19 protein-coding genes are annotated in these 21,017 nt (G+C 58.1%); 10 read left to right on the top strand and 9 right to left on the bottom strand.

The window, feature by feature from the left end; genetic code table 11:
- Both cmoA and cmoB read left to right on the top strand, forming a co-directional pair.
- Positions 1-744 (top strand): carboxy-S-adenosyl-L-methionine synthase CmoA, encoded by a 744-nt coding sequence (cmoA, locus tag AC2CGQ_RS05660; RefSeq protein WP_015378133.1) that lies wholly within the window; start codon positions 1-3, stop codon positions 742-744.
- Positions 741-1,712 (top strand): tRNA 5-methoxyuridine(34)/uridine 5-oxyacetic acid(34) synthase CmoB, encoded by a 972-nt coding sequence (cmoB, locus tag AC2CGQ_RS05655; protein WP_015378134.1) that lies wholly within the window; start codon positions 741-743, stop codon positions 1,710-1,712. Before cmoA ends, cmoB begins: the two co-directional genes overlap by 4 nt.
- A gap of 36 nt (positions 1,713-1,748) precedes the next feature.
- Here cmoB and AC2CGQ_RS05650 read toward each other — a convergent pair whose 3' ends face one another.
- Both AC2CGQ_RS05650 and AC2CGQ_RS05645 read right to left on the bottom strand, forming a co-directional pair.
- Positions 1,749-3,722, bottom strand: coding sequence for an FKBP-type peptidyl-prolyl cis-trans isomerase N-terminal domain-containing protein (locus AC2CGQ_RS05650; protein WP_230857991.1), 1,974 nt, complete (start codon positions 3,720-3,722; stop codon positions 1,749-1,751).
- Positions 3,719-4,123 (bottom strand): hypothetical protein, encoded by a 405-nt coding sequence (locus AC2CGQ_RS05645; RefSeq protein WP_015378136.1) that lies wholly within the window; start codon positions 4,121-4,123, stop codon positions 3,719-3,721. The genes AC2CGQ_RS05650 and AC2CGQ_RS05645 overlap by 4 nt, the downstream gene beginning before the upstream one ends.
- Positions 4,124-4,561: 438 nt before the next feature.
- Between AC2CGQ_RS05645 and AC2CGQ_RS05640 the strand changes: the two genes are divergently transcribed.
- A complete protein-coding gene (locus tag AC2CGQ_RS05640; RefSeq protein ID WP_484593512.1) occupies positions 4,562-6,382 on the top strand; it encodes an exopolysaccharide biosynthesis protein in 1,821 nt (606 codons plus the stop codon).
- 131 nt (positions 6,383-6,513) lie between these two features.
- Here the strand turns inward: AC2CGQ_RS05640 and cutC are convergent, their stop codons facing one another.
- Positions 6,514-7,272: a copper homeostasis protein CutC gene (gene cutC / locus AC2CGQ_RS05635; protein WP_015378138.1), complete on the bottom strand. Its 759-nt coding sequence runs from the start codon at positions 7,270-7,272 to the stop codon at positions 6,514-6,516.
- Positions 7,273-7,373: 101 nt separating this feature from the next.
- On the opposite strand from cutC, the gene AC2CGQ_RS05630 reads away from it, so the two are divergent.
- Positions 7,374-8,522: a MalY/PatB family protein gene (locus tag AC2CGQ_RS05630; protein WP_118891960.1), complete on the top strand. Its 1,149-nt coding sequence runs from the start codon at positions 7,374-7,376 to the stop codon at positions 8,520-8,522.
- Here the strand turns inward: AC2CGQ_RS05630 and AC2CGQ_RS05625 are convergent.
- Entirely contained in the window at positions 8,519-9,085 is a 567-nt protein-coding gene (locus AC2CGQ_RS05625) for a VOC family protein (RefSeq protein ID WP_004929646.1), read from the bottom strand. The genes AC2CGQ_RS05630 and AC2CGQ_RS05625 overlap by 4 nt on opposite strands.
- A gap of 830 nt (positions 9,086-9,915) precedes the next feature.
- Between AC2CGQ_RS05625 and argS the strand changes: the two genes are divergently transcribed.
- A complete protein-coding gene (gene argS / locus AC2CGQ_RS05620; protein WP_015378141.1) occupies positions 9,916-11,646 on the top strand; it encodes an arginine--tRNA ligase in 1,731 nt (576 codons plus the stop codon).
- Between the two features lie 62 nt (positions 11,647-11,708).
- Here argS and murJ read toward each other — a convergent pair whose 3' ends face one another.
- The 4 genes from murJ to rimJ form a co-directional block, all read right to left on the bottom strand.
- Complete coding sequence (murJ, locus tag AC2CGQ_RS05615; RefSeq protein ID WP_015378142.1) at positions 11,709-13,244, bottom strand: murein biosynthesis integral membrane protein MurJ; 1,536 nt, start codon at positions 13,242-13,244, stop codon at positions 11,709-11,711.
- A gap of 106 nt (positions 13,245-13,350) precedes the next feature.
- On the bottom strand, positions 13,351-14,271 hold the full coding sequence (locus tag AC2CGQ_RS05610) for a Gfo/Idh/MocA family protein (protein ID WP_004929639.1): 921 nt from the start codon (positions 14,269-14,271) through the stop codon (positions 13,351-13,353).
- Complete coding sequence (locus AC2CGQ_RS05605; RefSeq protein ID WP_099982279.1) at positions 14,264-14,911, bottom strand: YceH family protein; 648 nt, start codon at positions 14,909-14,911, stop codon at positions 14,264-14,266. The genes AC2CGQ_RS05610 and AC2CGQ_RS05605 overlap by 8 nt, the downstream gene beginning before the upstream one ends.
- A 9-nt stretch (positions 14,912-14,920) precedes the next feature.
- The gene (rimJ, locus tag AC2CGQ_RS05600) at positions 14,921-15,505 is read right to left on the bottom strand and encodes a ribosomal protein S5-alanine N-acetyltransferase (RefSeq protein WP_004929636.1); all 585 of its coding nucleotides are present in this window, start codon (positions 15,503-15,505) and stop codon (positions 14,921-14,923) included.
- Positions 15,506-15,851: 346 nt separating this feature from the next.
- Here rimJ and mdtH point away from each other — a divergent pair, with 346 nt between their 5' ends.
- From mdtH to AC2CGQ_RS05575, 5 genes are all read left to right on the top strand, one after another.
- Positions 15,852-17,057, top strand: coding sequence for a multidrug efflux MFS transporter MdtH (gene mdtH / locus AC2CGQ_RS05595; protein WP_033632833.1), 1,206 nt, complete (start codon positions 15,852-15,854; stop codon positions 17,055-17,057).
- A gap of 73 nt (positions 17,058-17,130) precedes the next feature.
- Complete coding sequence (locus AC2CGQ_RS05590) at positions 17,131-17,379, top strand: hypothetical protein (RefSeq protein WP_004929632.1); 249 nt, start codon at positions 17,131-17,133, stop codon at positions 17,377-17,379.
- 127 nt (positions 17,380-17,506) lie between these two features.
- Positions 17,507-18,154: a glutaredoxin 2 gene (gene grxB, locus AC2CGQ_RS05585; protein WP_021503889.1), complete on the top strand. Its 648-nt coding sequence runs from the start codon at positions 17,507-17,509 to the stop codon at positions 18,152-18,154.
- Positions 18,155-18,186: 32 nt separating this feature from the next.
- Positions 18,187-19,827, top strand: coding sequence for an ABC1 kinase family protein (locus AC2CGQ_RS05580; protein WP_172574769.1), 1,641 nt, complete (start codon positions 18,187-18,189; stop codon positions 19,825-19,827).
- Between the two features lie 152 nt (positions 19,828-19,979).
- The gene (locus tag AC2CGQ_RS05575; protein ID WP_004927555.1) at positions 19,980-20,543 is read left to right on the top strand and encodes a lipoprotein; all 564 of its coding nucleotides are present in this window, start codon (positions 19,980-19,982) and stop codon (positions 20,541-20,543) included.
- A gap of 57 nt (positions 20,544-20,600) precedes the next feature.
- On the opposite strand, the gene yebF is transcribed toward AC2CGQ_RS05575, so the two are convergent.
- The gene (yebF, locus tag AC2CGQ_RS05570) at positions 20,601-20,960 is read right to left on the bottom strand and encodes a protein YebF (RefSeq protein ID WP_015378148.1); all 360 of its coding nucleotides are present in this window, start codon (positions 20,958-20,960) and stop codon (positions 20,601-20,603) included.
- Positions 20,961-21,017: the final 57 nt, after the last annotated feature.

Here is a 21,017-nt window from a genome sequence, read left to right as displayed (position 1 = left end):
ATGCCAAACCGCGATACTCTTTTCTCCGCCCCCATCGCCAAACTGGGCGACTGGACCTTCGACGAACGCGTCGCCGAAGTGTTCCCCGACATGATCCAACGCTCCGTTCCCGGCTATTCCAACATCATCTCGATGATCGGCATGCTGGCCGAACGTTTTGTGCAACCCGACAGCCGGGTGTATGACCTGGGCTGCTCACTGGGCGCGGCGACGCTGTCAATGCGGCGGAATATCAAGGTGCCCGGCTGCCATATCGTCGCCGTCGACAATTCGCCGGCGATGGTGGAACGTTGCCGCCGCCATATTGACGCCTTCCGCGCCGACACGCCGGTTGAGGTTATCGAAGCCGACATTCGCGACATCGACATCGAAGACGCCTCGATGGTGGTACTGAACTTTACGCTGCAGTTCCTCGAGCCGGCCGATCGCCTGCGCCTGCTGGAGAAAATCTATCGTGGCCTGCGCCCAGGCGGCGCGCTGGTGCTGTCGGAGAAGTTCAGCTTTGAAGACGCCGAAGTCGGCGAGCTGCTGTTCAACATGCACCACGATTTCAAACGCGCCAACGGATACAGCGAGCTGGAGATCAGCCAAAAACGCAGCATGCTGGAAAACGTGATGCTGACCGATTCGGTGGAGGCGCACAAGGCGCGTCTGCAACAGGCCGGATTCGAGCATGCTGAAGTGTGGTTCCAGTGCTTCAACTTCGGTTCGCTGATCGCCCTGAAAGCGGGGGATGCGCAATGATCGAATTCGGTGATTTCTATCAGCGCATTGCCAAGAGCCCCCTCAGCCACTGGCTGGATACGCTGCCCGCGCAGCTGAGCGCCTGGCAACGCGAATCGCTGCACGGCAAATTCAAGCAGTGGTTCAACTCGGTGGAGCATTTGCCGACGCTGACCCCCACCCGTCTCGATCTGCTGCACGGCGTGCGCGCTGAGATGGAGCCTGGCCTGTCGCCGGGCCAGCGTGAAGGCGTCGAGAAAATGCTGCGCACCCTGATGCCGTGGCGTAAAGGGCCGTTCTCGCTGTATGGCATCGATATCGATACCGAATGGCATTCCGACTGGAAGTGGGATCGCGTGCTGCCGCACATCTCCCCGTTGGCCGGACGCACCATTCTCGACGTCGGCTGCGGCAGCGGTTATCACCTGTGGCGCATGATCGGCGCCGGCGCACACTTTGCCGTAGGCATCGATCCGATGCAGCTGTTCCTGTGCCAGTTTGAAGCGGTGCGCAAACTGTTGGGCGGCGATCAGCGCGCCCATCTGCTGCCGCTCGGCATCGAGCAGTTGCCGGAACTGGCGGCGTTCGACACCGTGTTCTCGATGGGCGTCCTGTATCATCGCCGCTCGCCGCTCGATCATCTGTATCAGTTGAAAAATCAGCTGGTAGCTGAAGGCGAACTGGTGCTGGAAACGCTGGTGGTGGAAGGCGATCGCCACCAGGTGCTGGTGCCGGGCGACCGTTATGCGCAGATGCGCAACGTGTATTTCATTCCTTCCGCCGAAGCGCTGAAATGCTGGCTGGAGAAATGCGGCTTCGTTGACGTGAAAATCGCCGATATGTGCGTCACCAGCCTCGAAGAACAGCGCCGTACAGACTGGATGACCAGCGAGTCGCTGGCTGAATTCCTCGACCCGAACGACCGCAGCAAAACGGTTGAAGGCTATCCTGCGCCGCTGCGCGCCGTGTTGACCGCCAAAAAGCCCTAGCGCTTGCTAATTGGGCCGGCCTGCGCCGGCCTCAACTTACCCGTTGCCGGCATCGACAATCCGCAGCTCATACACCATCGTCGCGTTCGGCGGAATCTGCGGCGCATAGCCCGTTTCACCGTACGCCAACGCCGGCGGCACCACCATCGTCAGCGAGCCGTGATTTTTCAGATGGCCGATCGCCTCGCGGAACAGCGGCGGATAGGCAGAGAGCGGCTGTGACATCACCTTTCCACTGCGATCCATATCCTGGATCACGCTGCCGTCGGTCAAGCTCTCTTTCACCACGATGTCTACCCGCGCGTTTTCCGCAATGGTTTCATCCCCCATATAATCGATGCGATACCAGAAGCCGGAAGGCGATTTCTGCGTGCCCTTCTTCTTTTTGAACTCGGCAACAAACGCTTCGCCTTTGCTGGTTTGCGCCTTCGCCGCCTGGCTTCTGGCGTCGTTCACCGCTTTTTCCGACTCCGCCAATGCGCTGGCCAGCTGCGCATCGCTCAACTGGTAATGGCCGTTGAAGGTATCAATTACACCCGCCAGCAGCACAGTTTTATCGGGTGTGATACCCCAATTTTTACGCTCCGCCAGCATCGTTTGAATGTCGCGCCCCAGGGCGACGCCGGCAGCATAGCTCTGTTGTTCCGGCTTTTTCTTCAGCGTTTTCACCTCCGGCAACCATTTGGCCCGCGATCTCAGCCCGCTCAATTCGTCTTGCAAAGCTTGCTGAGCCTGATGGGCGGCAGCCAGCTCCGCCGCCGTTTTATCCGCCCGTTGCGTCGCTTCATCCCTCTTCTGCGCTGCCTGCGCGCTTTCCGCCGTCACCGCCGCCAGACGTTGTTCCAGCGTTTTGGCCTGCACGGTTTGCGTTTTGTTTTTTTCCTGCAGTTGCGCCAACTGCCGCTGCAGTTCCTCCGTCGCTTTGGCGGCTTCTATCGCCTGCTTTGCCAGCGCCGCCTTCAGGCTGTTCTCTTGCTGCTCGGCCTGCTGGCGTTGGCCATCACGCTCTTTTTGCAGCGCTGCCAGTTGCTGCTGAAGTTCCCCCGTCGCTTTGGCGGTCTCGGTCTTTTGCTGCTCCAGCGCCATCTTCAGGTTTTTCTCCTGTTGTTCGGCCTGATGACGTTGAACACCCTGTTCTTTCTGCAGCTGTGCCAGCTGCCGCTGCAGTTCCCCCGTCAACTTGTCGGCTTCGGCCTGTTGCTGCGCCAGCGCTGTCTTCAGGCTTTTCTCTTGTTGCCCCTCCAGCTGACGTTGGACACCCTGTTCTTTCTGCAGTTGTGCCAGCTGCCGCTGCAGTTCCCCTGTCAACTTGGCGGCTTCGGCCTTCTGTCGTTCCAGCTCAGCGGCGGCCGCTTTTTTGTCCTGTTCATAACGCTGACGCGCTTTATCGTTGGCGGTTTGCGCCGCCGCCAGCTTCTCCTCCCAAACCTGCTGCCGAACGTTTTCCGCCGGTTTAGGCAAGGCCGCCAGCCGTTGTTCCAGCAAGGCAATGCGCCGATCTCGCTCCGCGGTTTGTTGCTTTTGCCGCGCTAACGCGGCTTGCGCTTCGGCGATCTGCGCCTGAGCCTTGCGCTCCTGCGGCGTCAGATTCAGCGCCTGTCGCACGCCGCTGGCGAAGTCGCTCAAGGCGCTCAGATCGGGAGCAGGTGCCGGTTTATCGGCAGCCGTCAGGGATGACGCAACGCGCAGCGCGGTCAGCTCCTGCTGCAGTGATTGAATAGCGGCTTGCTGTTGTTCCAATCGAGTCTCTTTCTCACGCAGCGCCTTTTGCAACTGCGTCAGTTGCTTTCTCTGCGCAGCCGTTTCACGAATCTGAACCGGCCGGGACGCCGGCTTTTGGGTTTCCTGAGATGGGGTAACCACGGTATCAGCCGCCGGTGCGTCCTGCCGCTGATAACGCTCGGCAAACTGCAATAACGCCGGCACATCGTCATCCGCCGCGGCCACCGCTGGCGCAAACGCCAGCGGTATCATCAGGCTCAGTAATGCCTTTCTTGCACGAGGGGTCATTGGGCGCGTTCTCCGCGCTCAGCCAGGCCGGTCATCATGGCAGAACTGATGTCTGCGCAGAGGCGGCTGGTGCGATAACGATACAGCGCGTCGACGGTTTCCTGCGTGCCCGTGTTGACCCGCTGGCGTACCCCGGCATACTGCGCGGCGCCGCTCATCAAGGTATCGAACTCGCGTTTGAATTTCTGATATTTCTCGTTATCCATGCCGCGCATGGCATCCAGTTCGCGCTGGCACTGTTGCATGCGCTCGGCCTCACGCTGCCGCTTATCTTGCTCCGCAACTTCTTCTGCACTGGGCGGCTTACTCAATGTAGAAACGGGCCGCTTGGCGGTCTGGCAGCCGGTCAGGGCCAACGTCAGTAAAAGCGCCGCGGTCCAACAGTGTGCCGTTCGGGTCATTATCATTATCTCCTTGTTAAATCCGCCGCCAACGCGCTCTGCAGTCGAGCTGACGGCTCTCCTCATTGATGCTGTGATGTTCCGGCCATCAGCCAAGCTGTGTTCGGACATGAAAATGCAGACGCAGCATTGAGAGGCATGGCGCCAATCATTTACTGCATCAATACATATCAAAAAATCATTTAATGTTATGATATTTAAAGGATTTTAACTCACAAACTTATCAGCAGGACATGACGATCGCAAGAAGAGATGGGGGGTTGGTCGACCGAGATACCACGTTGAAACGGGCGAATGGTCTTTACAAAACATAAAAAAAGCCCCGGCAAAACGCCGGGGCCTGACTTTACGCTGTATCAGCGTCCTACAAACCTTATCGACTGTTTCAATCGTCCCATCTGATTGACAATCATGTTGCCAACCTACAGGAGAAATTCCATGAGCAATATGATTAGTGTAAATAATATCAGTGAATTGCGTAATCTGACGCCAGTTACAGATGACCAGATTGTCTTTTTAGTTTCTCACGCCGCCGGACGTTTCGCCGGCGGCGGAGAATTCTATTATGCGAAAACGGATACAACCAGTGCGGATAATAACGGCACCGTGGTGGTTACATCGGGAGGAGCCCGCTGGAAACGACTGGAGCAGAAACTTAGTTTCGATCACTTCGGCGCCGATCCCAGTGGTGCCTCCGCCTCGGATGCAGCAATCAGCGCGACATTAAACTATGCCTCGAGTTTAAAAAACAAAGTGGTCTATGCTTCGGAAAATGCTCAATATCTGCTGACCAGTGCTCAACCTATCAACGTCGCTAGCGGCGTCACTGTGAGAGGCTCCCGTCGCGGTATTGCTCAAGGCCCTGCAAGCCTCACAAGCAATGGCCCTAATCGGGCAGGCCTTGCGGACGACAGTGCTTTCATTATCAAAAAACCCGCGGGTACGGTTTGTTTCGCCTGCGATAAGAATGTTGTCTTTGATGGTTGGTCGTTCCTCTACCCGGATCAAAAATATACTGCCACCCAGCCGGAGACATTCGTTCAATACGGTGCCACCATTACCGCAGGTGGCGCTCTGTCAGTCGCCAACTGCCGTTATGTAGGCGCCTATGACTTTGTTGAAGCTCGAGGAGAAGCCAACAACTTTGAGAATATCTACGGTTGGGCAGTCCGCTGCGACTACAGGGTTTATGAAAGCAGGGACATCAACAGATTTACCAATGTTCACGTCAATGCCAATGTCGTGCGTCCGACAGAAAACGCGGTTACTGCCTCTATCGCCGTAGCCGGTTCTTGTGCTTTCAATTTCGATCGCCACGACAATACGTTTATGGTGAATGTATTCTCTTATGGCAAAAAGATCTTTATCAAAACCACAACACAAGGAACTTCCTATTTAGGCGGTCTCAGCCTAAGCAATTTCATGGCAGACAGAAATGGTACCGGCATCGATATCGACTCAGATTCCTCCGCCAATATTCAAATCGCCAACGGTTCCTACATCAATGATTATGGTGATGCCGTTGGGGGATTCCTGGTATTAAGAAAATCCACCAGCCAATCTAATATCACCCCAGTTCAAATCAGTAATGTTAACTTCGCTACCGCCAATGGGCCCAAGGGCACACTGTCGCCCCAGGCTATTCGCTTCGAAGCTAACGCTGGGTATCAACTCTCATTCAGCAACACCGTTATGCCAATGTGGACAAACGGCAGTCTGAACAATGAAGCTGGTTACAACATTCTCAGAGGCACACTGGGCATTGCACAGCGCAGTTATCAGCTGCATGAGGCCCCGCTAAATTATTTGACGAACAGCAATCTGATCGCCATCGGTGCTGACAATCAGCCTACAGGCTGGTTTATCGACGGGAAACTGACGGTAGACAGCAATCTTCTGACAGCCACTGGCGACAACCCGGCCTACAAAGGTTTGGGTCAACGTATTCATCGGAGCATGGGACCGAGGACATTCTGGGCCATCGCATCCTCTATCGGCGATCAATCTACCGCGCAAGCTTCGACTGGCATTTGGGCCCGCTCGTTCAACGATAACTATACCGACACTGTCGAGAGCAATCAGGCTATTCCCTGGATACGCATCGGCAACCTTTACTACGCGCGTTTTGTCATGAACAACAATCGCACTATCCACGATATCTTGGTCAATCCCGGCAGTGGCAATAATACGGTGCGCATTTTAGCCTGCGGCATTAGCCCGGGTGAAATCTTCGACTTCTCGCCTGACACGTTGCAATAGTCTCTCGCGGCATAAAAAAAGCCCCGGCAAAACGCCGGGGCCTGGTACTTGCGTGATCGCCGAGGGCTCAGTGACACGCAAAGGGGTCTTACGGCCCGGAAACCGGTTGTCAAACGCGGCTAACTGCGTGCTTATGCGCTTTGCGCCAGAGGATCAACCAAGGCCAGCGCGTTTTTCATCGCCTCCACCATTTCGCCATCTACGCAATAATGGCTAAATTCGTCAAACTCGTTATCGGAGCACATGGTGACGCCCGCCTTGCGATAACGCATAGTCGACGGCACCAGATGGCCGGAAGAGCTGTGCAGTTCATGCAGGCCGATATCGACAAACTTGTGCAGATTGCTGAGGCGCACGCCGGCACCCGCCATGATCACCGGACCCTGGCTGGCCTGGCGCAAATCGCGCAGCAACGGCAGGCCAAGTTCGGCGCTCTGCTGCTGGCCGGAGGTCAGAATGCGCGCCACCCCCAGTTCGGTCAGTTGCTCCAGCGCCACCATCGGGTTCTGGCACATGTCGAACGCGCGATGGAAGGTCACCGCCATGCCCTCGCACAGCCTCATCACTTCGCGCATGCGCGGCAGATCGATGTGCCCTTCGTCGTCCAGCATGCCAACCACCACGCCGGGGAACCCCATCTCGCGAATTTGGCGGATATCTTGTTTGATCACTTCGAAATCCACCGCGCCGTAGCAGAAATCGCCACCGCGCGGGCGAACGATCGGATGCACCGGGATCGCAACCCGCTCACGCGCCAGACGCAGCGTGCCATAGCTCGGCGTCAATCCCCCTTCGCTCTGGCTGGCGCACAACTCGATGCGATCGGCGCCCGCCCGTTCGGCCGTCAGCGCACAGTCGACGCTAAAGCAACAAACTTCCAGTTTTATCATTGTCACCCCCAGATAACGGCCAACATACGGCGGCAATTGTTCATTTCTTCATTTCTCACGTAGGCTCATGCATAGGCATAAACCGGCTCAGGGTTATCACTATGGCATTCAATTTTGATCAATGGGTAGACCGCAGTCACAGTGACAGCGTTAAGTGGGATAAATATCGCGGCAGCGACATCATCCCGCTTTGGGTCGCCGACAGCGATTTCACCTCACCGCCGGCGGTGATCGAAGCCTTGCAGCGCCGCGTAGCACACGGCGTATTCGGCTACACCCACCCATCCCCTGATCTTATTGAGGTTTTTACCCGCCGTATGGTAGAGCGCTATGATTGGCACATCAAGCCTGAATGGATCATTTTCCTGCCTGGCCTGGTGTGTGGCCTGAACCTGTGCGTGCGGGCCTGCACCGAACAACATCAGAGCACGCTGGCCCCCTCGCTCATTTATCCGCCGTTTCGCAAAGCTGCCAAATTCGCCGGGCGTAAACACCTTCCGGTATCGCTAACAGCGGTCAACCAGCGTTGGGGACTGGATTTTTCCTCGATGCATGATCAGCTCAACGGCAACGAAAAACTCCTGTTGCTGTGCAACCCGCAGAACCCCGGTGGCACCGTGTATCGCCGAGAGGAGTTGTTGCAGCACCATCAGTTCGCTCGCGAACACGATTTAATCGTCTGTTCGGATGAAATCCACTGCGAACTGCTGCTTGAGCCCGGCGCGCGGCATATCCCCTTCGCCACCCTGAATGAAGACGCGGCCCAACGCAGCGTGACGCTGATGTCACCGTCAAAGACGTATAATCTCGCCGGGCTCGGCGCCTCACTGGCGATCGTTCCCAACGAAGCATTGCGACAAAAGCTGAAACGCGCGCGCAGCGGCATCGTGCCGGAGGTCAATCTGTTGGCGCTGGTGGCGGCGCAGGCGGCTTATCAATACGGACAACCCTGGCTGGATGAGCAGTTGATTTATCTGCGCGCCAATCGCGATCGGCTGACAAAACGTATCAACGCCATGCCGGGATTGACGTTGCTGCCCGTCGAGGCCACCTACCTGGCCTGGATAGACTGCAGCGCACTGCCGGTAGATAACCCGCATCAGTTCTTCGAACGTGCGGGCGTTGGGTTAAGCGCCGGCCTGGACTTCGGCGATCGGCGCTTTGTACGGCTTAACTTTGGTTGCCGATGGGCTCTGCTCGATGAAGCGCTCGATCGCATGGCGCGCGCCTGTGCGGCGCTGCCTGGCTAACCTTGTTCGCTGGCGACGATGTCTCGAATGGAATACGGATGAAACTTGATCGTAACCGTTCCGTCGGTGATGGCCAGCGTCGGGTTCGGTAGCCGCTCGCCCTCGCCTTTTGGCGAGCTTTGCTTCAGCTTGATCCCCGGCGCCAACAATGCCTCATCGGCAAGGTGGCTCAACGCCCGAGCGTACAGCGTCTGAGGATCGCCACTGAGCACTAATTCGACGTGTTCCCAGCCTTCGTGCGGATAGCGTTTCTCCCCAGGATACGGCAGCTCGATGCAGTCTATCCGCCACGGCCCTACGGCCAGCGGCTGAGACAAATCGAACAGACAGATAGGCCGCCCGTTGATCATCGATTCGGATAGCAGTGTCCCGCACTGCATCAGCCCCTGGCGCCAACGTTCGGCGGTGGCATTCTGGTGACAGCGCAAAGAGATGTGATCGGCGGTGAACGCGGCCAGATCAAGCCGCAATTTGGCGGCAAATTGATGCAGCGCCTGCTCGAAACGCGGCAAATCGAGCTTCAGATCGTCAAGCTCGGCAATGGCCTGCAAGGGAGTGGTCATAGAAACCTCAAAACAACGGAGCGCAAAGTTAAACGCGGTAATTTACACGGTGGCGGCAGTGCTCGCCACCGTTACGACGTTTTTCGGCGTCAGTTCAGAATGATTTTTGGTTGCGGACGGGTAGAATGAAAAAACCAGTCCCTTATTAAGATGACTGCTTATTAAAACAACAGAAAAATAAAAAATAAGATTTTTCGCAAGCCATTATACCTTTTCTTCATGACGCTATGATTTAAGTTATTTTGCACAAAACTCTCTGCAGCCCATTGGTCAACTCGATTGAATAGTCTGGTTTAATCAAACCTGATCCACTTATCGAAACCACATAAAACCATAAGCATAACCTATTGTAAAAGAAGGCAATAAACCCCATTAATTGATGGGAAGCTAAGGATTATCTTAATTTTCCCCCGGGCAATTGATTCACCAAGACAACTCAGCTACTTTGGAGGAAATTTAAATTCGAGATGATCATTATGTTATTGCTGACGATATCCTTGGTGTTGATAATTATCGCCGTATACGCCATCTACCGTCATTTCAAATCACGCAGCGCCAACACGCTGGATGCCGGTCGCCGCAATAAAAAGCGCTAGCTTCGCAACTCTCCCCTTCGTACATTCTGTTCAGATCATTCTGCTTTCACCTTCCGGCAATCAACGCGCCGCCCTCGACAACTGTTTCATCGCAGCGGCCGCGCCAACTGCTGACGGGCTCCGTCAGATCGGTTACAATTACAGGCTGTTTTGTGGCGGTCGCCCATCGCGCCCGCCACCGTTGAATCCCGCAGGGGCTGGCTTCAGCCCCTCGTTCGTCATTAAGGTAACCCGGTGAATATTCAGGTTCTTCTTTCAGATAAAGTCAGCCAGGCGCTGATCGCCGCTGGCGCGCCAGCCGATTGCGAAGCGCAGGTCCGCCCTTCCGCCAAGGCGCAGTTTGGTGATTACCAGGCCAACGGCGTGATGTCAGTCGCCAAAAAGCTGGGCATGCCGCCCCGTCAGCTGGCGGAAAAAGTGGTGCAACTGCTGGATCTCGGCGACGTCGCCGGTAAAGTGGAAATCGCCGGTCCCGGCTTTATCAACATTTTCCTGAACAGCGATTGGGTCGCCCGCCAGGCCGATCAGGTGCTGAACGCACCGAAGCTGGGCATTGCGCCGGTTGAGCCCCAAACCATCGTTATCGACTACTCCGCACCGAACGTGGCGAAAGAGATGCACGTCGGCCACCTGCGCTCCACCATCATCGGCGACGCCGCGGCGCGTACCCAGGAGTTTTTGGGCCATAAAGTGATTCGCGCCAACCACGTCGGTGACTGGGGCACTCAGTTCGGCATGTTGATTGCCTACCTGGAAAAAATGCAGAACGAAAACGCCAGCGACATGGGCCTGTCCGATTTGGAACAGTTCTATCGCGAAGCCAAGAAACACTACGACGAAGACGCCGAGTTCGCCGAGCGCGCGCGCGCTTACGTCGTGAAGCTGCAGGGCGGCGATCAGTACTGCCTGAAAATGTGGCGCAAGCTGGTCGACATCACCATGGCGCAAAACCAGCTGACCTATAACCGACTGAACGTCACGCTGACCGAAGACGACGTGATGGGCGAAAGCCTGTATAACGCGATGCTGCCGGGCATCGTCGCCGATCTGAAAGCCAAAGGGCTGGCGGTGGAAAGCGAAGGCGCCACCGTGGTGTTCCTCGACGAATACCAGAACAAGGACGGCGACCCGATGGGCGTCATCATCCAGAAAAAGGATGGCGGCTACCTCTACACCACCACCGATATCGCCTGCGCCAAGTATCGCTACGAAACTCTGGGCGCCAACCGCGTTCTGTATTACATCGACTCCCGCCAGCATCAGCACCTGATGCAGGCCTGGACCATCGTGCGCAAAGCCGGTTACGTGCCGGAGTCCGTCTCGCTGGAACACCACATGTTCGGCATGATGCTGGGCAAAGACGGCAAGCCGTTCAAAACCCGCTCGGGCGGCACGGTGAAGCTCTCCGATCTGCTGGATGAAGCCATCGAACGCGCCGAACAGCTGATCGCCGGCAAAAACCCGGATATGCCGCAAGACGAAATGAAGACCGTGGCCCGCGTGGTCGGCATCGGCGCGGTGAAATACGCCGATCTGTCGAAAAGCCGCACCACCGACTATGTCTTCGACTGGGACAACATGCTGGCCTTCGAGGGCAATACCGCGCCTTATATGCAATACGCCTATACCCGTGTGGCATCGGTATTCAAGCGCGCCGGGATCGACGAAAGCAGCCTGACACTGCCGCTGACGCTGACCGAAGAGCGTGAGATTGCGCTGGCTACCCGCCTGCTGCAGTTCGAAGAGGTGCTCACCACCGTCGCACGTGAAGGCACGCCTCACGTCATGTGCAGCTACCTGTATGATCTGGCCGGCTTGTTCTCCGGCTTCTACGAGCACTGCCAGATCCTGAACGCCGACAGCGAAGAAACCCGTCAGAGCCGCCTGAAGCTGGCGCTGCTGACCGCTAAAACGCTGAAAACCGGCCTGGATACGCTGGGCATCGAAACCGTCGAACGTATGTAAACCGCACCGCGCGGAAAGTAAAAAGGTCGCCAAGGCGACCTTTTTTTGTTCTTGCATTCGGCTCAGGCGACGCGGCGCGCAAAATCACGCGGGCGGAAGCCCAACCCGGCCAGCACGCCAAAGTAGGCCACCACACCGGCCACCACCACCGCCGCCAAACGCAGCAAACGTTCCAGCATATTGCCCTGATCCCAGGCCGGCATCAGCCACATCACGCCAATCAGCACCGCCGACATCGCCAGCACGGCGATCACCAGCTTAGTGAGGAAAAGCGCCCAACCCGGCTGTGGCTGGAAGATCTTCTGCTTGCGCAGCTGCCAATACAGCAGCGAGGCGTTCAGGCAAGCCGCCAAGCCGATCGACAGCGCCAGGCCGGCATGCTTCAGCGGACCAATAAACGCCAGGTTCATCACCTGCGTCATGATCAGCGTGATGATAGCGATCTTGACCGGCGTTTTGATGTCCTGCCGCGAATAGAAGCCCGGCGCCAGCACTTTAACCACAATCAGCCCCATCAGCCCTACCGAGTAAGCCACCAGCGCGCGTTGCGTCATCGCCGCGTCAAAGGCGCTGAACTTGCCGTACTGGAACAGCGAGACGGTCAACGGTTTGGCCAAAATGCCCAGCGCGATGGCGCTCGGCAGCGCCAGCAGGAAACACAGGCGCAGCCCCCAATCCATCAGGCGCGAATACTCATCGTGGTTGCCGCTCGAGAAGCTTTTGGCCAGCGACGGCAGCAGGATGGTACCCAATGCCACGCCCAACACGCCGGAAGGAAATTCCATCAGGCGGTCGGCGTAGTACATCCAGGACACCGAGCCGGATACCAGGAACGATGCGAAGATAGTATTGATGATCAGCGAGATTTGGCTGACCGACACCCCAAGGATCGCCGGCCCCATCTGACGCATTACCCGCCAGACTCCGGCATCGCCCAATTTGATGCGCGGCAGCACCAGCATGCCGATCTTGCGCAGGTGCGGCAGCTGGTAGCCCAGTTGCAGCACGCCGCCCACTACCACCGCCCACGCCAGCGCCAGCACCGGCGGGTGGAAATACGGCGCGGCGAACAGCGCGAAGCCAATCATGCTGACGTTAAGCAGCGTTGGCGCAAAGGCCGGGATCGAGAAGCGGTTCCAGGTATTGAGGATCGCCCCCACCAGCGACGCCAGCGAGATCAACAGAATATAGGGGAATGTGATGCGCAGCAGCGCCGACGTCAGGGCAAACTTGTCGGGCGTATCGGTAAAGCCCGGCGCGGTGAGATAGATAACCCAGGGCGCGGCCAACATCCCCAGCACCGTCACCACCGCCAGCACCAGCGTCAGCAGCCCGGAGACATAGGCGATAAAAGTGCGTGTCGCCTCGTCGCCCTGCTGGCTTTTGTATTCGGCCAGGATCGGTACGAAGGCCTGCGAAAATGCCCCTTCGGCAAAGATACGGCGTAACAGATTCGGGAGTTTGAACGCCACGAAGAAGGCGTCCGTTGCCATGCCGGCCCCGAACACCCGCGCGACGATCGCATCGCGGGCAAAGCCCAGCACCCGCGAAAACATCGTCATCGAGCTGACGGCAGCCAAGGATTTGAGTAGGTTCATGTGGTTGTCTGATAGGTACCGTAAATATCAACGCCTGCAACAGCAGGCGTCAGTGAAACAATCGGCTCAGTTTACGCATCCGGAAAAGAATAGCTACCGCCAGATGTTACATAGAGTTATCCCGCAGCAAACGCTCGACCACCCGCTGGGCAAGCAGCGCCTGTTCGCCGCCGGTTTCCGGCGCGCTCTGATTGGCGACGGCATCAAGGAAATGCCGCACCGCACCGTCGAAGCCGCGTTGCACCAGCGTGCTTTGCCAGCCCGGCACCGGTTGTTCCAACTCGCCCTGCGCATCTTCACGCAGCCAGTGGCGCATATCGGTCAACTGATACAGCGCGCCGTCTGTCACCGCCTGCACGCTTTCGCGCTGGCTGCCGCCGCGGCGATGCATGCTGGTCGTCACCTGCGTATCGCCGCAGGCGAAGTGATGCTCGGCGTACAGCATTTCGCCTGCGGCGTTGGTGCGCACGCTGCCGCTCAGCAGTTGCTCGCCGCCGCCCGCCAGCCACAGCGCCGTGTCCACCACGTGCAGGTAATCATCCAACAGGGTAAAACGCAGATCGTGCGGGCCGACGCTGTCCGCCCGATGTTTATCCATGCGAATGGAGGCCGGCTGGTTCATTTGCTGCTTGAGCTGCCGGTAAAGCGGCGCGAAACGCCGGTTGAACCCCACCATCAACGTTTTGCCTCGCCGCTCGGCCAGCTCAAGCAACTGCTCGCCCTGCTCCAGCGTCTCCGCCAGCGGTTTATCGACGTAAACGTGCACGCCGCGGTTCAGCAGCTCGCCTATTACTGAAAAATGGCTGGCGGTGCTGCTGTGAACAAAGACCGCGTCGCACTGTTCGGCCAGGCTGTCCAGCCGGGAGAAACAGGCCATGCGGTAGCTGTCGCACAGCGGCTGCGCTTTTTGCTGATTGGGCGAAAAACCGCCCACCAGCGTCCAATCCGCCGCCTGGCCGAGGATTGGCAGATAAGCCTTCTGCGCGATACTGCCCAATCCCACCACGCCTACACGCAATTTAGTCATTCGCATCCCTCACCAACAGATGTTGCAACTGCCGTTTCAGTTCCGCCACTTCGCTTTCCAATGCGCTAACCCTGGCGCTCAGTTCGCCGTCGAACTCGGATTCGAACGCCGCCGCCGGCGCTTCATCAATCTGGCCGCTGAACAGATGCATGAATCGGCTTTCGCGCTTGCCCGGCTCACGCGCCAGGCGCACCACGAACGGACCATCTTCCCGAGTGGCCAGCTGTTGCAGCACCTGTTCAACCTCGCTGACATCGCTGAACTCGTGCATTCGGTTGGTGCGCGTGCGCAGCTCGCCGGGCGTTTGCGCGCCGCGCAGCAGTAAGGTGGCGATCACCGCCAGTTCGGCGGGCGAAAGTTTCAGTTGGCCGAACTCGGAGTTGCAAAACCGCTGCTCGTATTTCACAACCCGATTGCCGAACCCGCTGAGGGTGCGCAGGAAATGTTTGCGCAGCAACAGATCGAGCAGCTGCTGCACTTCGCTTTCGCTCAGATCCATCACCGGTTCACGATTGGTTTTTTGGTTACATGCCAGCGTAATGGCATTCAGCGAAAGCGGGTATTGATCCGGGGTCGTGACCTGTTTTTCCAACAGGCAGCCGATAACCCGAGCCTCTTTGGCGTTCAATTCATATTTCATCGTTTGGCCTCAACGTGGGGGTAGCCACTCTTTATTGGTGTATGCCGTCAAAACGTGGTCTTGCCACTGGCCGTCGATCAGCAGGTAATCCTTGGCGTAACCTTCGCGTTCGAATCCCAGACGCGTCAGCAATGCGCCACTGCGCTGGTTGTGCGGCATATAGTTGGCCATGATGCGGTGCATGCGCTGTTGGCGCAGCATATAGCGGATGGCGGACTGCAAGGCTTCGAACATCAGCCCCTGCCCCTGCCATTTCTCCCCCAGCGAATAACCGAGGAAACAGGCGTGAAACGAACCGCGCAGCACGTTGCTGAAGTTCGCCACGCCGCGCACTTCCTGCTCTTCTGGATCGAGCAGGATAAAATAGTAGGCGCTGCCCTGCTTTTGCATTTCAGCGATCATCCCCAGACGCGCCTGCCAGCCGGAAGGATAACAATGGCTTTCGTCGCGCACCGGCTCCCAGGGTTTGAGAAAGGCTCGGTTCTCGGCATAATAATCCGCCAGACGATAGGCATCCCGTTCATGCACTAAACGGACCACCATCCGGTCGGTAGTAAGACGTACTTTTGGCGATGCAGAGCGGTAGCCGAACATCATTTCCCCCGCAGTCAAAACGGTTCGATAAGAAGTATTTATTGGGAAGCCGCGTGGATAATCATCCGATGCCGATCTGATGGCATGATTTTATTTTGCCAATAGCGCTTCAGAACCGCACTTCCCTGCATTCAATATAACCGTAGCCCGCCCCCGAGGTAAAACCTCGGTCGCTCAGTAAATCGCCGAATACGCGTTTTACGGCGTTTTTCCGCCCATTTTGCAGCACAGGTAACACCTTGACGATAAAAAAATATTATCTACTCCGCCCCTGTCGCCGTCCGGCAATTGGGTAGAGAATGGTGGGGTTGCCTTCCCCCTCTCTCTTAATTGCTCATGGTGATGCATGTCTCTGGTGTCGCAAGCGCGCAGCTTGGGTAAATATTTTCTGTTGCTCGACAACCTGCTGGTGGTTTTAGGCTTCTTTGTCGTTTTTCCGCTTATTTCGATCCGCTTCGTCGATCAATTGGGATGGGCGGCGCTGATCGTCGGCATCGCGCTGGGTTTGCGTCAGCTGCTGCAACAAGGGCTCGGCATCTTTGGCGGCGCCATCGCCGATCGCTTCGGCGCCAAGCCGATGATCGTCACGGGCATGTTGCTGCGCGCCGCCGGTTTCGCCACCATGGCGATGGCCGATGCCCCCTGGATCCTGTGGTTCTCTTGCGCACTGTCCGCCCTCGGCGGCACGCTGTTCGATCCGCCGCGCACCGCTTTGGTGATCAAGCTGACCCGCCCGCACGAACGCGGCCGTTTTTTCTCGCTGCTGATGATGCAGGACAGCGCCGGCGCGGTCGTCGGCGCGCTGATCGGCAGTTGGCTGCTGCAGTACGACTTCCACTTTGTCTGCTGGGTCGGGGCGGCGATCTTCGTGCTGGCCGCCGGCTGGAACGCCTGGCTACTGCCGGCTTACCGCATCTCAACCGTGCGCGTGCCGATGAAAGAAGGCATGCTGCGGGTCGTGCGCGATCGCCGCTTCCTCACCTATGTCCTGACGCTGACCGGCTACTATATGCTGGCGGTACAGGTGATGCTGATGCTGCCGATCGTGGTCAATGAAATCGCCGGCTCACCGGCGGCGGTGAAATGGATGTATGCGATTGAAGCGGCGCTGTCGTTGTCGCTGCTCTATCCGCTGGCGCGTTGGGGAGAAAAACACTTCCGGCTTGAGCAGCGCCTGATGGCGGGCCTGCTGCTGATGACGCTCAGCCTGCTGCCGATCGGCCTCGCCAGCAGCCTGCAAGGCGTGTTCACGCTGATCTGCTGTTTCTACCTGGGTTCGATCATCGCCGAACCGGCGCGCGAGACGCTGAGCGCTTCGCTGGCCGATCCACGTGCGCGTGGCAGCTATATGGGCTTTAGCCGCCTTGGTCTGGCGCTGGGTGGCGCGTTAGGTTACACCGGCGGCGGCTGGATGTACGATACCGGACGCACGATGAACATGCCGGAGCTACCCTGGTTGCTGCTTGGGGCAGTGGGCTTCGCTACGTTGCTGGCGCTGTACTGGCAGTTCAGCCCGCGACGCAGTGCATCGATGATGCTGCGCGGCGGTTAACGCCATAGAAATCCGGCCGAATCGGCAACAGCTGCTATCCTGTTAGTAAAAACCCCCACAGGAGCCCGTCGGCATGAGCGAAGAAGCAAAATTACCGCAACTACTCGAACATATGATACTGAACTTGCGCATGATTTATGCGCGTTCCACCCTGGTGGAAAAGGCCCTGGCCCATATCCTCGCCAGCGACGCCGGCCTGAAAAACGATATTATCAAACAGCTGCAGGTCGTCACCGCCGCCAACGAACGTGACAAAATCGACCTGGAAGAAGCTCGCATTCACCTGATCGATGTGCTCAACTCGGTACCGGCCAAGAAATAACGCCCCCTAGCCCGCGCCGGTGCGCGGGCAATATCGCAATAACGCACCATCCAACACACGCACGTCAAGACAGCCTCGATAAGCTGTGGTAACTATTGCTGTTAAAACCTGACAACCCGGAGCAAGCATGAAACTGTTCATTTACGATCATTGCCCATTCTGCGTTAAAGCCCGCATGATTTTTGGCCTGAAACGTCTGCCGATTCGCCTGGTCACGTTGCTCAACGACGATGAGACGACTCCGTTCAACCTGATCGGCCAAAAAATGGTGCCTATCCTGGTCAAAGACAACGGCGAAGCGATGCCGGAAAGCCTGGATATCGTGCGCTATGTCGATAACCTGGACGGCAAGCCGGTGCTGACCGGCCGCACCAACCCGGCCATTGCCGAGTGGCTGCAGCGAGTCGGCGGGTACAGCGCAAAATTGCTGTTGCCGCGTATTGCGCATGCCGATTTCGAAGAGTTCGCCACCGACAGCGCCCGCCGTTATTTTATCGATAAAAAGCAGGCGTCAATCGGTGATTTCGCCGAGCATCTCGCCAACAGCGCCGATCTGATCGCCCAGCTGGAGGCCGATCTGCAAACCCTGTCACCGCTGATCGTCTCCGCCGAAGCGGTAAACGGCGAACTGTCCGAGGACGATATCCACCTGTTCCCGCTGCTGCGCTCGTTGTCGATCGTCGCCGGGGTTGCGCTGCCGGAGAACGTGGAAACCTACCGCAACCGCATGGCGCAGCGCAGCGAGGTGCCGTTGCTGCTGGACATGGAACAATAACGTTTGAATAACCCAAAGGATAGGGCGTACTGATGCTGAAAATGGTGCTCGCCACCGCTCGCGATCGGGCGCGGCTGAAGGAAATTACCTCCGTTCTGATTCGTTACGGCCTGCAAGACGTTCTGCGTCTGCTGGGCCTGGGGGCTTTGCTGCGCGGCGCCCACGCAGGATCCGTCCAACAGGACGCACAAACCCTGCCCGAGCGGCTGCGCGAAGCGCTCGAGGCGCTGGGCCCGACCTTCGTCAAATTCGGCCAGATCCTGGCCACGCGTTCTGATCTTCTGGATCCGGCCTGGACCGACGAACTGGATCGCCTGCACAGCCAGGCAACGGTGCTGCCATGGGAAACGCTGGCGCCGCAAATCATCGCCGATCTGGGCGGCAAACCCGAGCAGCAGTTCGCCGAATTCGATCGCACGCCGCTGGCGGCGGCGTCGATGGCGCAAATCTACCGCGCACGCCTGCACAACGGCGAACAGGTGGTGGTGAAAGTGCTGCGGCCCGGCCTGGCGAAAACCATCCATGCCGATCTGCGGCTGCTGGCCTCGCTGGCGGAAACCGTGGAGCAGCAGAGCCCCGCGTTGGCGCGCTATCGGCCGCGGCAGATGGTCAGAGCGCTGGCGACGGCGCTCAATCATGAGCTGGATTTGACTCACGAAGGGCATAACTGCGATCGCGTCGCCAAGATGTTCGCGCATGAACCCGATGTGGTCGTGCCGAAAATCTATTGGCAATGGTCTTCCCCGCGCCTGTTAGTGCAGGAGTACTTGCCCGGCACCGCGCCGGAGAACCCTCAGCAATTGGCGGCGGCGGGCTTTGACGGCCCGCTGCTGGCGCAACGCGGCGCGCGCGCCTTTATGAGCATGGTGCTGGAGCATCGGTTGTATCACGCCGATCCTCACCCCGGCAACGTCATGGCGCTGAGCGGGGACCGCGTTGGCTTTATCGACTTCGGCATGGTGGGCCAACTGTCTGAGCGGCGGCGCAATCAGTTGCTTCTGCTGCTGCAGGCCATTGCCGATCGTCAGTCCGAAGGCATCGTCAACACGCTGATCGCCTGGTCGGACAGCGAACCGCTGGATCTGATGGATCTGGAGCTGGCGGCGCAAAACTTTCTCGACAAACAGGCCGCCGCCACCCTGACGTTGGGCAAGGCTCTGACCGACCTGCTGGTGATGGCGCGTGAACACCAGTTGGCGCTGCCGCCCGATCTGGTGCTGCTGTTCAAGGCGTTAATCACCGCCGACGGCGTGCTGCACCGATTGGATCCCGCCTTCGATATCGTCGCCACGCTCAAACCGATGCTGCAACAAACGGTGCTGCAACGCTATGCCCCTGACGCCGTGCGCCAGCGGTTGTTGGCCCTGGGCGGGGAAGCGCTCGACGCCGGGGAAGAACTGCCGCAAACCCTGCGGCTGTTGGTGCGCCGCCTAAAACGCGGGCAGCTCAATGCCGATATCAACGTCAGTAATCTCGGCCAGTTGAACAAAGCGCTGGAACGCGCCGCCGTCACCCTGGCTATCGCCATTGTCACCGCCGCTTTCGCCCTGGGCCTGGCGCCTTATCTGATGCACTCCTCACTGCAGTTGTGGGGCATTCCGCTGTTCCCGCTGTTGGGGGCCGCGGCCTGCCTGGCCGGCGTGATCCTCCTGGCGCTGCGATTGCGGCGCTGACGCTTTCGGCGTTATCCGATAGGTGTCGCCCGTTTTTGCGCGCACTATCCTCTGCACATCGCCGCCTGCCGTTTTCACGCGCAGGCGGAACGTTTATAATGATTAATCAATTATCTGCAGCACTTTTCGCCAGCAGTCGCAATGAGGCATTAATGAAGAAGATCCTGATGGGCGCAGCCGCCCTGCTGTTCGCCGGCGTATTGGCCGGTTGCAATCAACTGACCCAGTACACCCTGAGCGAGCAGGAAGTGAATGATTACCTGCAGAAACATAACGACTATCAGAAGCAGATCGGCGTGCCCGGCCTGGTGGACGCCAACATCGTGCTGACGCAGCTGCAAAGCCAGATCGGCCGCAGCGAGCCGGGTAAAGTCACCCTTTCCGGCGACGCCAAGGTCAACATCACGTCGATTCTCGGCCCGCAGGCGGCGGATCTGAAGCTGACGCTGAAAGCGCAGCCGGTTTACGACCGCGCACAGGGCGCCATTTACCTGAAAGACATGGAACTGACCGATTACAGCGTGCAGCCGGAAAAAATGCAGACGGTGATGAAAGCGCTGACGCCATATCTGAACCAGTCACTGAAGTCTTACTTCGACCAAAAACCGGCTTATGTGCTGAATCCTGACAACAGCAAAACCGAAGCGCTGGCGAAAAAACTGGCGAAGGGATTGGAAGTGAAACCGGGTGAGTTGGTGATACCGTTCAGCGACTGACGCCGTCTGGGGACATCAAGCCCGCCGCCAGGCGGGCTTTTTATTGCCAAAAAAGCGTTACTGCGGCGCGCTGTAGGCGATCTCGCCGGTGTTGCAGTTGAGCGTCACGTTGTAGGTTTTATCTGCCTTGGTGCCACGCACCGTCAACGGCACCTGCCATACCTGATCCTTGCCGGTGATGGCATCCGGGCTGACCCAGGCGATCGGGGTGGCGGTGCCCAGCAGCTTTTTGTCCGATTCCCAGCGCGTGATGCGGTTCTGCAAGAAGTCGCGCTTGACCTGGGCGGCGATATCCGCCGGCTGCAGACCCGCACACTGCCCCACCTTGGCGGCGCGCTGCTCGTGATCCTGCGCCCACACCGCAGTCGATGCTCCCATCATGGCCAACAAGGCGATAGCCAAACCCGTTTTTTTCATATCTCCTCCCGTTGTGATTAGCGCTATCCGGGCGCCCATCCCTGGCTCACAACAGGG

The organism is Serratia sp. DFXYC6 (assembly GCF_057196085.1).
The sequence above is the reverse complement of the archived record's forward strand: the minus strand, read 5'-3'. Positions and strand labels throughout refer to the sequence as shown.